Origin of the sequence: Paenibacillus sp. FSL M7-0896, from assembly GCF_037975415.1 — a bacterium.
In the GTDB taxonomy this organism is placed as follows: domain Bacteria; phylum Bacillota; class Bacilli; order Paenibacillales; family Paenibacillaceae; genus Paenibacillus_AQ; species Paenibacillus_AQ silagei.
Map to the genome: position 1 here is coordinate 1655732 of NZ_CP150250.1, position 13045 is coordinate 1668776.

Below are 13045 nucleotides of genomic sequence, written 5' to 3' on the forward strand. Positions count from 1 at the left end.
AAAAAGATAAAAAATAAGCGGAATTTGTGCGGCTTGTCAAACTGGCTGTTTTTGCATATAATAGATGGGCATATCTTCCCAAGTGGAGGATCGAAGTGCAGAGGTTATAATCCGCATACATGCAATGATGGAGAAGAGTACGCAGTGCCTGGCTTACAGGGAGGAAGCGCCGCAGATTGAGAGCGTTTCTAAGAGAGCAGAGCTGCCGAAGTTCACTCCGGAGCAGTTCCCTGAATGTGCTTGAAGAGCGCTAGTAGGGGGGACCGGCCGCAGACCGTTATTTCTGTATAAAGTGAGACAGGTCTTTGCCGCACCGAAAGAGGGAATAGTGCTCTTAAGGGAAGCGTACGGCCGTCTAACAAGGGTGGTACCACGGTCTTTTCGTCCCTTTACCGGGAGGAAAGGCCTTTTTTTGTTGAACAATACGAGATTTGAGGGGGCAGTACAAGCCATGAAAGACAAATTGGAAGCACTGAAGGCTGAGGCGCTGACGAAGCTGCAGGCGGTAAACGATCCGCAGATTCTGAATGAGCTGCGCGTCAAATACCTTGGCAAAAAAGGCGAGCTGACAGAGGTTCTGCGCGGTATGGGCGGATTAAGCGCGGAAGAGCGTCCGGTGATCGGCCAGGTGGCCAATCTGGTGCGCAGCGCCATTGAAGAGGTGATCAGCGCCAAGCAGGAGCTGTTCCAGCAGCAGGAGACAGAGAGCCGCCTGAATGCGGAGAAGGTCGATGTAACCCTGCCGGGCCGCGGCCTGCCGCAGGGCGGGATTCATCCGCTGAGCCGGGTGCTCCAGGAGATCGAGGATATCTTCATCGGCATGGGCTTCCGGATCGCTGAAGGGCCGGAGGTGGAGACGGACTATTACAACTTCGAGGCGCTGAACCTGCCGAAGAACCATCCGGCCCGGGACATGCAGGATTCCTTCTATATCACGGATGATATTCTGATGCGTACCCAGACCTCGCCGGTACAGGTGCGTACCATGCAAGCGGCGAACGGGGAGTCTCCGGTCAAAATCATCTGTCCCGGCAAAGTCTTCCGCCGCGACGATGACGATGCGACCCACTCCTTCCAGTTCCATCAGATTGAAGGCCTGGTCATCGGCCGCAATATCCGCATGAGCGACCTGAAGGGTACTCTGCAGCAGTTCACCAAGGAGATGTTCGGACCTAGCGCGGGTATCCGTCTGCGCCCCAGCTTCTTCCCGTTCACCGAGCCTAGCGTTGAGGTGGATGTGAACTGCTTCAAATGCGGCGGCAGCGGCTGCCGTCTCTGTAAGCAGAGCGGCTGGCTGGAGATTCTCGGCGCCGGTATGGTGCACCCGAATGTGCTGCGGATGGGCGGATACGATCCGGAAGTTTACAGCGGCTTCGCGTTCGGCATGGGTGCGGAACGGATCGCGATGCTGAAATACGGCATCGATGACATCCGCTACTTCTACACGAATGATATGGGCTTTGTGAAGCAGTTCAAGGGTATTTAGGGATTTGGCGGTTGTGTGTGGGGGCGTTGGACGGATATTGTTAAGCCGGAGGGATGACGGCAGTGCTAATTAAATGACTGCGATTGAAGGACCGGAGGGGAATTTTGGAACTGTAGGAGCGGTAGCGTCCGCCTTTGTGTTTGGATTTTTACCGCGAGAAGCGGTTCTAATCAGGAAATCCAAACACAACAGCGGCCGGAAGTCCAAATATTCTCTGTAGGAACACTGCAATGCAGAATTTTCTTGCGCGAAGTTGACGTGGGCTTGTTTATATCCGCTTCCGCTCCCCAGCACAACCGGCATGGAGATCAATACATCTGAAACAAAAAGGAAGTGTGCGATTATGAAAGTATCAACCGCCTGGCTGGCCGATTATATATCGCTGGAAGGAGTGACCGCTGATCAACTGGCGGACAAAATCACCACCGCCGGCATCGAGATTGACGGAATAGAACGCCGCAACAAAGGGATCTCCGGGATTGTGACCGGCTACGTGAAATCCAAAGAAAAGCACCCGGACGCCGATAAGCTGAATATCTGTATCGTCGATGCCGGGCAGGGCGAGGATCTGCAGATCGTCTGCGGAGCGAAGAATGTCGCAGCGGGCCAGAAGGTTCCGGTCGCGCTGGTAGGTGCCAAGCTGCCGGGCCTGGAGATCAAAAAAGCCAAGCTGCGCGGCGTGCTGTCGCAGGGGATGATCTGCTCGGCCAAAGAGCTGGGCCTGAACGACAAGCTGCTGCCCAAAGAGCTGCAGGAGGGCATTCTCGTGCTGCCGGAACAGACCGAGGTGGGCCAGGATATTCTCAAGGTGCTTGGACTGAATGACGAAATTCTTGATTTCGATCTAACGCCGAACCGTTCCGACTGCCTGAGCATGATCGGTGCCGCTTATGAGGTAAGCGCGGTACTGGGCCGTGAGCTGAAGCTGGCTGATCCGGCGGCAGAGCTCGTGGAAACGGGCGGGAAGGCTGCGGACTCCATCACGGTTACCATTGAGGATGAGGCATTCTGCAGCCATTATGCCGTGCGTTATATTGCCGGAGTGAAGACCGCGCCGTCCCCGCTGTGGATTCAGAACCGCCTGATGGCGGCCGGGGTACGTCCGATTAACAATATCGTGGACATCACCAACTACGTGATGCTGGAATACGGGCAGCCGTTGCATGCATTTGACGGCGGGCAGCTCCAGGGAGGAACCATCGGTGTACGGTTTGCCCGTGAAGGGGAAGGACTGGTTACCCTTGACGGACAAGAGCGCAAGCTTGCACCGCAGATGCTGGTCATTGCCGACGGCTCAGGCGCAATTGGCCTGGCCGGAGTGATGGGCGGACTGTCTACAGAGGTTACCGCAGACACCGTTAATATCGTACTGGAATCAGCCAAATTCGATGGCGGAACGGTACGCAAGACCTCGCGTCAGCTCGGTCTGCGCTCGGAAGCGTCCCAGCGGTTCGAGAAGGAAGTTGACCCGAATGCGGTCATCCCTGCGCTTAACCGCGCGGCTGCACTGATTGCCCGGTATGCCGGAGGAACGGTGCATGAAGGGATTGTCCAGGCCGGCAGCGCCGCTGCTCAGGAGAAGGTGCTGAACTTATCGCTGGAGAAGCTGAACCGCTATCTCGGGACAGATCTGTCATTGCTGGAAGTGAAGACCCTGTTCGGACGTCTGCACTTCAAGTGCGGTGATGCGGCTCAGGGAATCGTCGAGGTCGAGGTGCCGACACGGCGCGGAGACATTACGCAGGATGTGGATCTGATTGAAGAGATCGCCCGCTTGTACGGCTACGACAACATCCCGACCACCCTGATCGAAGGCACAACAACACCGGGCGCGCTTACCAGACAGCAATCTCTGCGCCGCGAGCTGCGCCGCATGCTCTCGCTGGGCGGATATCAGGAGGTTATGGGCTATTCCTTCATCCAGCCGGAGCAGAGCAGGCTCTTCCCTATGCTGGCGGAAGGCAAGCAGTCTGTGAAGCTGGCGATGCCGATGAGCGAGGAGCGCAGCGTGCTGCGTACCAGCCTGCTGCCGCAGCTGCTGGAGATTGCCCTCTACAATACGAACCGCCGCCAAGGCGATCTGGCGTTATTCGAAATCGGCAACGTCTTCTTCACGGAGGAGGAAGTCCTTACCCGCCAGCCGAGCGAGCTGCCGGTGCTGGGGCTGCTGCTGAGCGGTACGCGTGCAGCCAAGCAGTGGAACGTGGCTGCTGAGCCGGTGGATTTCTTCGACCTTAAGGGTGCGCTGGAGACTGTATTTGCACATCTGGGCCTTACGGATCGCGTAATCTATGAAGGGGACGCGCCTGAAGGCTATCATCCGGGACGCTCCGCTTCCATCTATCTGCTTCAGGCAGAGGGCCGTGTGAAGATCGGTTCGATGGGGCAGATTCATCCCGAGCTGCAACGCCGGATGGATCTGGAGGATACCTATGTATCCGAAGTCCTGCTGCAGCCGCTCTATGATGCGGCACGCGCCGGGCTGCAGTACAGCGAGCTTCACCGCTTCCCGGGCATGGAGCGGGACATTGCAGTGGTAGTCGATGACGCGGTTCCGGCAGGTGACCTGATCGCGGCGATCCGTGAGCACGGTGGCACTCTGCTGCAAAATGTGCAGGTATTCGATATCTACACAGGAGGCAAGATGGAGGCAGGCAAGAAGAGTGTTGCCCTGTCGCTCTTGTACCGCCATACCGAGCATACGCTGACTGACGAAGAGGTTGTGGAAGTGCATGACAAAGTGGTCTCTGCCCTTGAACAAACTTTTGGTGCAGAATTAAGAAAATAGCAGGAATTGTGCAAAGCCGCAGCGAATCCATTTAGAAACAGAGATTCCCTGCGGCTTTTCTGTACCCTTGTGAAGTGCGGAGGAACATGCAAATAAATGCAATGGACGCGTGCTTTTGCCAAAGGTCAGGAAATCACGCTACAATAGGAGCAAGAGCAAAGAAACCAACTTAGAATCCGCACACATACAAAGGAGGGCACAACTGTGGCTATGGACCGGACCCGTGTCGCCGTGGAGATATACGGAACTTCCTACAAGCTTGTAGGAAGCAGCACAGAATATATGAAACAGGTCGCCCGTCATGTCGATGAGCATATGCGTGCAATATCGAAATCACATTCCAGACTGGATACGCCGCGGATTGCGGTGCTTACAGCTGTACATATGGCAGAGCAGGCAATCCAGGTTCAGGATTTCAAGAATGAGCTGAATATGCTGACCGGTGAACGTACCGAGCTTCGCGTGGAGGTGTCACGCCTTCAGGAAGCGCAGCGTGAACAGCAGGAGGAATATGAGAAGCTGGAAGCGGCTGCGAAGGAAGAGGCGGCGCGGCTGATTGCCGCTGCCGAAGAAGAACGCTCCAGGCATCTGGAGCAGCAGGAGCAGGAGCGGCAGCTGCATGCCCAGCTGCTGGAGGAAGAGAAGCAGGCTGCGGCCGCCGGCCGCGAGCAGCTGGTGCAGGAGCTGAAGGCACGCGAGGATGAGCTGAAGGCGCTGCGCGAGGGCCATGAAGCAGAGCAGGCTGCAGGCCGCGAGGCAGCGCGTCAGGAGCTGGAAGCCGTAGAAGCCATGCGGCTGCAGCAGCTGGAAGAGATAAAGGCTGCCCATCAGCAGGAATTGGAGCAGCTGCGCGAGACTCTGATCCGCGAGAAGACGGAGACGTTGTCTGCCCTGGAGCAGGAGCTGCATGAGACCCGGGAGTCGATGGGCAGCGAGATCGTGGAGATCCGCTCCACGTTAAGCAAGGAGCTGGCTGATACCAAGGCTGCGCTCACAAGTGAGCTTACCGGGGAGCGGGAAGCGCTTGAGAAGGAGCTGGCCAAGAACAAGGAGCTGCGGCAGTCCCAGGGGACGCAGGAGCACCGGCATAAGCAGCAGCTTCAGGAGCTGGAGAAGCAGCTTGGCGAGCTGCGCGGCGGAACCGGGCAGCTCCAGTCCCGGCTGCGTGCGGCGGAAGCCGGGCTTAAGGGTGAACGCGATGCGCGGCTGACGCTGCTGGCGCAGTACGAAGCTGTGCTGAAGCGGGAGGAGCAGCTCGGGGAGGAGCTGAGGCTTGCCGCTGAGCAAGGAGAGCAGCAGAGTGCGGCGCTGGAGGAAGTGCGCAAGCAGGCTGCGGCTTCGCAGAGCGAGGCGGAAGCGCTCCGGAGCGGGCTGCGGGATGCAGAGGACAAGTTAAGCGTTGCGCTGGAAGAGCTGCACACGGCGAACGAGCTTGGCACCCTGCTGAACGAAGAGCTGGAAGGGCTGCGCCAGCAGGTTGCAGCTGCGCAAAGCGAGGCGGAAACGCTCCGCAGCGAACTGCGGGACGCAGAGGGCAAGCTAAGCGCTGCGTTGGAGGAACTGCACACGGCGAGCGAGCTCGGCACCCTGTTGAACGAAGAACTGGATGAGCTGCGTAATCAGGTTGCGGCTACACAGAGCGAGGCGGTGGATATCCGCAGCGAACTTCGGGATGTAGAGGGCAAGCTAAGTGAAGCGCAGGAGGAGCTGCATACTACTAAGGAGCTTGGCAATCTGCTGAACGATGAACTGGAAGGGCTGCGCCAGCGTTATGAGCTGACGCAGGAAGAAGCGGCAGCACTGCGCACATCGCTGCGGGAGACCGCAGATCAGCTCAGCCGGACGCAGGTCGAATTCGACCGTACGGCCGAGGAAGCGGCTTCCTGGCAGGAGCGTGCGAACAAGCATATGGAGGATATCAGCGAGCTGGAGATGAACCTTCTGGAAGAAGGGGAGAAGTCGGCAGCCTTGCAGCGCGAAGTGGAGACTCTTCGCGGACAGGCAGACGGCATGGTTCAGCAGCTTGATCAGGAGGCGCGGCTTCGTGCCGAAGCGGAGCAGGAGCTTGCCGTTCAGCAGGAGGCGGCAGAGACAGCCCGCAAGGAACTGGCTGCGCTGCGCGGCCGTTACGAGGAGCTGATTGCCCAGTACGACGAGATTCTGCAGGACGGGGAGCAGTTAAAGGAACGCTGCGAGCTGCTGGAAGCTGAAGGCGAGGAAGCTGCGCGGCGAATGGAAGAGCTATACGAGGCAGGCCGTGAAGCTGCCGCTGCGTCGGCGGAGCAGCAGGAAGCACTCCGTGAGACCCGGGAGTACGAAGCTACCTGGAAGCAGAAAGTTGAGGAGCTTCAACAGCGCGAGCAGCAGTGGAATGAGCAGGAAGCACAGCTGCGTGAGGAGATTGAGATCTGGCAGCAGGAGGCCGGGGAAGCCGAGGCTCAGGCGGAAGCAGTCAGCCGCTCACGTACTGAGGCGGCGCAGCAGCTGGATGAGATCGGCGAGAGCTATGAGATGGTCCAAGGCCAGCTGCGGCTGGTTCAGGCCCAGTTCGAGCTGCAGCAGGGAGAGCTGGAGAAGCTGTCCCAGGAGCATCGCAGCTTGCAGGCGGAATATTCCAAGCTACAGAGTGAATATAATGAATGGATTCAACTGATCGAACAGGACAGTTGAATGGCGGATGCATCACAGGAAGAGCTGTTGTAAGCAGGAATGCTTAGAACGGCTTTTTCTGCTGTGCAGGGACGGGGGACGGATTCCTCCTTAGGGGGACTGCAAGGGGGGCTGCTGCTCTAAAGTTGGCTGAAGTGAAGTATGGGACAGAAGTAATTTCTACTGGGGGGGGGAAGTTGGTGAAGGGAAGGGGGGAGTGAAGAAGACATCTAGGCTGCCATCTTGGACAAATCCTGCACTAAATACAACATTCGTACCTCTGAGGCAGCAAATTGCGGGAAATCCTGCCTAGAATGCAACATATTTCAGCCAACGACCGCTCCACTGGTAACATTCCTGCAAAATGTGCAACATTTGGCGTTCTCAAGCTACAATCCGATATGAATCCTGCAAAATGTGCAACACTTGGCGATAACAGCTCATGATGAGGAGCACAAGTGCTCCTGATTTCAGCAGAAGTTAGTCAAATGAGCAAATGAGGAGCACAAGTGCTCCTGAATCCACCAGAAGTTAGCCAAATGAGTAAATGAGGAGCACAAGTGCTCCTGATTTCAGCAGAAGTTAGCCAAATTAGTAAATGAGGAGCACAAGTGCCCCTAAATCACCAGATGTGAGCTAAATTAGTTCGAACGTATTTACGAAGAATACATTAGCCTAACTGCCCCCTGCATGAATTATCTTTGACATAATAAGTATTGCAACCGGTTACAACCCGGGGTAGGATGTTGGTTGAGGTGAACGGGATGGATAAGAAATGGGTCAGCGGCGTTGGGGTTATTGTGCTTTTTATACTGTTGTCATATTTGTTTATAGGCTTCGCGCGCCATTCTGCCCGGATGGGCAATATTGTCAAGGAATTAAGCGGCCAGCCCAGTCAGGACAAGCCCGGATATCATATTGTGCTGATCGAGCAGGAGCGGTACCACCCTTACTGGGAGATGGTCGAGAAGGGGGCCGCAGAGGCCGCAGCGAAATACGGGATAGAGATCGAATTCACGGGACCGGTGCGCAATAACATGGAGGAGCAGATCAGCCTGCTGGAAAAAGCGATTGCCGCTAAAGCGGATGCCATCATCGTCCAGGGGCTCAACGACGAGAAGTTCACGCCGGTGATTGATAAGGCCGTGAACCGGGGGATTCCGGTGATCACGATTGATACGGATGCTCCGGCCAGCCGGAGACTGGCCTATGTGGGCACTGACAATGTAGCTGCCGGTGAGGCGCTGGGGCGCATGGTAGTGAAGACGACCGGCGGAAAAGGCAAAATAGGCGTAATCATCGGCAGCGAGCTGGCCAAAAACCAGCTTCAGCGTCTGGACGGGCTGAAGAACATCGTGAAGGACTACGGCGGCATGGAGATTGTCGATGTCCGCAGCTCCAACATCTCGCATATGGAGGCGATCCAGCAGGCGGCAGATATGCTGCGCTATCATCCGGAGATCGATGTCATGGTCGGCACCAGTTCAACGGACGCGCTGGGAGTCTTGCAGGCATCGAGGAGCCTGAAGCGCGGGCCGCTGACCATTATCGGCTTCGATAATCAGGCGGAGACGCTGGATGCCATCAGCCGGGGAGCGATCACAGCGACTGTTGCGCAGCAGCCCTACCTGATGGGGAATATGGCGGTCCGGCTGCTCCATGAGCATTTTAATGGTGCTGAGTTACAGCCCAGGTATTATACCGGAGTGAAGGTACTGGATAAGACCAATGTGCAGGAGGGAGAGAGCCTATGAGTATCCGCCTGAAGCTGCTGATCTGTATTCCGCTGCTGGTGCTGCTGATGAGCTCGGTCTCCTTCGTACTGTTCCAGAGCGGGAAGAATGTGCAGGAGAGCTACCACCTGATGATGAACCGGATCATGCTGTATAAGGAGGTATCCTATGAGGTCGGCGAGAATATGCGCTCCTTGAACCGCTTCATTATGCAGGTGGATACCGACAGCTTCCCGGAGGTGGAGAAGCATCTGGGCGCGGTACTGGAGCTGCGCAGCAGGCTGGACGGGATGAATACCATCGGGGGCAGCGGCCTTCCGCTGATGAACTACAGCCACCTTATTGATACTTTTGTCGAGCAGGCGGGCCAGATGATCACGGAGATTGACGGACAGGATGCGAATTCGCTGGCAGGTGCCTATATTGAGGCGGAGCAGACGCAGCGGTTCATCCGTGAGGAGGCCCAGGAGCTGGTCGATTTGGAGCTGGACCAATATAAGCCGATCTACGCCGAGATTATGTCTACGACAGCGAAGCTGAACCGGATGGGCAGTCTGCTGGTGATCACCGCGGCGCTGCTTAGCATCTGTATGGCCGTCTGGCTGTCCAGCAGCATTACCGGACCGATCCGCCGCCTGGTGGCAACGGCCAAGCAAATCTCGAAGGGACGGATGGATACCAAGGCGCCGGAGAGTGTTAATAACGATGAGATCAGCATACTGTGCCGCGCTTTTAACGGGATGATCGATAATATCCAGGAGCTGATGAAGGAGAACATCAAGAGTGCGGAGAAGGACCGGCTGGTTAAGGAGCTGGAGCTGAAAATGCTGCAGAGCCAGATCAATCCGCATTTCCTGTTCAACACACTGAATTCCATCGCCAAGCTTGCGTATCTGGAAGGGGCGGCGAGAACCAGCGATCTGACCGTGTCGGTCTCGCGTCTGCTCCGCTATAATCTGCAAAAGCTGGACCAGGCTGTTCCGCTGCGCGAGGAGGTCGAGCATGTGAACGAGTATATCAACATCCAGCGGGCCCGCTTCCGGGACCGGATTGCTTTTGAAATGGAGATTGATGAGCAGGCGATGGACGGGATGGTGCCGTGTCTGACGCTGCAGCCGATCTTCGAGAATGCCTTCGTTCACGGTCTGGAGCAGATGGAGGAGGGGGCTATACTTACGCTATCGATCCGTTACCGCAGCGGGCAGGTGGAGATTGTAATCAGCGATAACGGAGCGGGCATGAACCGCGAGACGGTAGCCCGGCTGATGGGATCGATTCAGCAGGAGGCGCCGCATTCCAGCAGCAAGGGCCAGTCTACCGGGCTTGGGACACATAATGTTTTCAAAAGACTGCATTTATTCTTCGACGGCCAGCAGCTCATCGAGATCAACAGCAGTGAAGGGCAGGGGACGGCGGTGCTGTTCCGGCTGCCCTTCCGGACCTCGGCCTAGAGGCACTCATATGAAGTGAAGGGGGAAGCGATAACGATGTACAAGCTGCTGATCGCAGATGATGAAGCACTGGAGCGGGAGGGGCTGGAGCTGATGATCCGGCATCTTATCCCGGACAAATTCGAATTCCTGCATGCGGGGAACGGGCGGAAGGCGATTCAGCTGGCGGAGGAGCACCGGCCGGATATGATTTTCATGGATATTAAGATGCCCGGGATTCATGGGCTGGAGGCGGTGCGGCAGATTCGGGAGAAGCTTCCGGCGGCGCAGATTGTGATGATTACGGCCCATGACTACTTCGCGTATGCCAAGGAGGGGCTGCTGCTGGGTGTCCGCGACTATCTGCTGAAGCCGGCCCGGCGGGAAGAGGTGGCGGAGGTGCTGAGGAAGCTGATGGCGGTCATCGAGGAGGAGCGGCGGCGCAGGAATGAACAGCTGGAGCTGCAGGAAAAGCTGGCCCATCTGCTGCCGCTGGCCGAGAATGAGCTGACCCTGATGCTGATGCTGGAGCATGTGCAGGATCTGGAGCCGGAGCAGCTGGCCGGGCTGCTGGAGCTGCATTTCAGCAAGGGCTACGCGATGGTCCTGTCATTCCCCCGGCACGGGGAGAGCGGCTGGGAGACGTTCCGGCAGTCCAAGCGGGAGATCTATGAGGCGGTCAAGCAGTTTGCCAAAACAGGACTGGGCTGCCTTGCCGGACCGCTGGCCGGGCATCAGCTGGCGCTGTTCATTCCCTTGCCGCCGGGGAGGACCGGATATTCCCAGCGCGTCAGCTCGCTGGACTGGGGAGAGCGGCTCCGCACCTATACCCGGGAGCGCTTCAGCCTGCCCCTTGGCGTCGGGATCGGCTCGATCCGTGAAGGCTGGGACGGGCTTAGCCGTTCCTACCGCGAAGCCGTCCGCATATGTGCGGACCACCAGCATTCATTCGGTGTGCACCATTACGATGATATGATCCAGAGCTCGGGGCAGACGGCGGTCTCTCTGGATGAAGAGAAGAAGCTGCTTACCGCCCTGCTCCAGCGCAGCAAGCAGGAGGCCGCCCAGCGCTTCAGCCTGCTGTATGACTCCTTCGAGCAAGGAGGGGACCAGCCGCTGTCCGCCGTGCGTGGGGAGGTAACAGGCCTGCTGCTGTTCCTGGCCAGAGGCGTTCACTCCACGGCCGGTGCAGAGCTGCTGGCTTCGCTGAACGCAGCGGAAGATCCGCGTGCTCTGCGGTTAAGCGCGGAGTCCTGGCTGGAGCGGCTGATCGATGGCCTGGAGGAGGAGCAGGAGCATCACCGGTCCCATGTGCATCAGCGGGCGCTGCTCTATATCAGCCAGAAATATAAAGAGGATATCTCCATGGAGCAGACGGCTGAATATGTGAACCTGAGCCCGCATTATTTCAGCAAATTATTCCGGCAGCATGAAGGAGAGACCTTCATCGACTATGTCACACGGCTGCGGATGAATGAAGCGAAACGCCTAATCTCTGAGGATCAGCTGAACCTGAAGGAAATCTGCTATGAAGTAGGCTATAAGGACCCGAATTATTTCAGCCGGGTCTTCAAGAAGGCTGCGGGGATGACGCCAAGCGAATTCCGCCAGCAGCAGGAGAAGCCGGGTCCTTGCTGAGTGAGCAAGGACTTTTTTGTGCTGTTGCCCCGGATTATCCTATGAAAGCCGGGGCGGAGAATTACATTACAGCAGGCAAGACCAAGAATGCGGGTGGAGGGCAAATAAGTGCAGGGAATCGCTGCTCCCGGGGCGGTTTTTCCATGCTACACTTTTTTTGTAAGCGCAATCAAATATAGGGCTGACGAAAAGGGGCGTAGTAATCGTGAGAAAATACGGAAGAGCAATTTCCCTCGGGCTGGCGGCGATGGTGCTGGCTGCATCGATGGCGGGCTGCGGTGTGGTCTCAAGCGGTGACAACGAGAAGAAGGAGTCTGCTGGAGCGGCCAAGGACGGGGACAAAATTGTCATCGGCATGTCCATGGATACCTTGAAGGAGGAGCGCTGGCAGAAGGACCGGGATATTTTCACAGCAAAAGTACAGGAGCTTGGCGGTGAAGTGAAGGTGCTGGCCGCGAACGGGGATGATGCTACCCAGCTAAGCCAGGCGGAGCAACTGATCTCCCAGGGTGTGGATGTGCTCGTGGTCATTGCCCATAATGCGGAGGCTACGGCTCCCATCGTGGATAAGGCGCATAAGGAAGGCATCAAGGTTATTGCTTATGACCGGCTGATCAACAATTCCGAGGTGGATTATTACATCTCCTTCGATAATGTGCGTGTCGGTGAATTCCAGGCTCAGGCGGTTATCGACAAGGCTCCTAAGGGCAATATCGTCTACATCGGCGGCGCAGATACCGATAACAATGCCCACATGTTCAAGGAAGGCGCGATGAATATTCTGAAGCCGCTGGAAGAGAAGGGCGATATCAAAATCGTCTACGACCAGTTCTCCAAGGACTGGAAGCCGGAAGAAGCGCTGAAAAATATGGAGAATGCGCTGACCGCAAACAATAACGATGTACAGGGCGTTGTAGCAGCGAATGACGGGACAGCAGGCGGCTCCATCCAGGCGCTTACGGCGCAGGGCATGGCGGGCAAAATTCCGGTATCCGGTCAGGATGCTGACCTCGCTGCTGTACAGCGTATCGCGGAAGGCACACAGCTGATGACGGTCTACAAGCCGATCAACGCGATTGCCACGAAGGCGGCGGAAATGGCGGTGGCAGCTGCCAAGGGCGAGGCTATTTCGACAGATAAGACTGTTAACAACGGTAAAATTGATGTTCCATCCGTGCTGCTTGATCCGCTTGCCGTCAACAAGGATAACCTGGATGTGCTGATCAAGGACGGCTTCCACAAGCTGGAGGATGTGTATAAGAACGTTCCGAAGGACCAGTGGCCGAAACAATAAGGGCAGCCTGTACGGCAAGCAGATGCG

The 13045-nt window shown here is 57.0% G+C and carries 7 protein-coding genes and 1 other annotated feature; all 7 genes read left to right on the forward strand.

The window, feature by feature from the left end:
* Positions 1–115: 115 nt before the first annotated feature.
* Positions 116–392 (forward strand) — a binding site (T-box leader).
* A gap of 59 nt (positions 393–451) precedes the next feature.
* A complete protein-coding gene (gene pheS, locus MKY12_RS06925; protein ID WP_339313254.1) occupies positions 452–1486 on the forward strand; it encodes a phenylalanine--tRNA ligase subunit alpha in 1035 nt (344 codons plus the stop codon).
* A gap of 343 nt (positions 1487–1829) precedes the next feature.
* Positions 1830–4274, forward strand: coding sequence for a phenylalanine--tRNA ligase subunit beta (pheT, locus tag MKY12_RS06930; protein WP_339313255.1), 2445 nt, complete (start codon positions 1830–1832; stop codon positions 4272–4274).
* A 204-nt stretch (positions 4275–4478) separates the two neighbouring features.
* On the forward strand, positions 4479–6944 hold the full coding sequence (locus MKY12_RS06935) for a hypothetical protein (RefSeq protein WP_339313256.1): 2466 nt from the start codon (positions 4479–4481) through the stop codon (positions 6942–6944).
* Positions 6945–7687: 743 nt separating this feature from the next.
* Positions 7688–8677: a sugar-binding protein gene (locus MKY12_RS06940; protein WP_339313257.1), complete on the forward strand. Its 990-nt coding sequence runs from the start codon at positions 7688–7690 to the stop codon at positions 8675–8677.
* On the forward strand, positions 8674–10107 hold the full coding sequence (locus MKY12_RS06945) for a sensor histidine kinase (protein WP_036722538.1): 1434 nt from the start codon (positions 8674–8676) through the stop codon (positions 10105–10107). Before MKY12_RS06940 ends, MKY12_RS06945 begins: the two co-directional genes overlap by 4 nt.
* Positions 10108–10143: 36 nt before the next feature.
* Entirely contained in the window at positions 10144–11724 is a 1581-nt protein-coding gene (locus MKY12_RS06950; RefSeq protein ID WP_339313258.1) for a helix-turn-helix domain-containing protein, read from the forward strand.
* A gap of 265 nt (positions 11725–11989) precedes the next feature.
* Positions 11990–13018: a D-xylose ABC transporter substrate-binding protein gene (gene xylF, locus MKY12_RS06955; protein ID WP_245368554.1), complete on the forward strand. Its 1029-nt coding sequence runs from the start codon at positions 11990–11992 to the stop codon at positions 13016–13018.
* Positions 13019–13045: the final 27 nt, after the last annotated feature.

Coding starts and splice junctions, on each gene's coding strand:
- pheS (WP_339313254.1), top strand. CDS start 452: ATGAAAGACAAATTGGAAGCACTGAAGGCTGAGGCGCTGACGAAGCTG.
- pheT (WP_339313255.1), top strand. CDS start 1,830: ATGAAAGTATCAACCGCCTGGCTGGCCGATTATATATCGCTGGAAGGA.
- MKY12_RS06940 (WP_339313257.1), top strand. CDS start 7,688: ATGGATAAGAAATGGGTCAGCGGCGTTGGGGTTATTGTGCTTTTTATA.
- MKY12_RS06945 (WP_036722538.1), top strand. CDS start 8,674: ATGAGTATCCGCCTGAAGCTGCTGATCTGTATTCCGCTGCTGGTGCTG.
- MKY12_RS06950 (WP_339313258.1), top strand. CDS start 10,144: ATGTACAAGCTGCTGATCGCAGATGATGAAGCACTGGAGCGGGAGGGG.
- xylF (WP_245368554.1), top strand. CDS start 11,990: ATGGCGGGCTGCGGTGTGGTCTCAAGCGGTGACAACGAGAAGAAGGAG.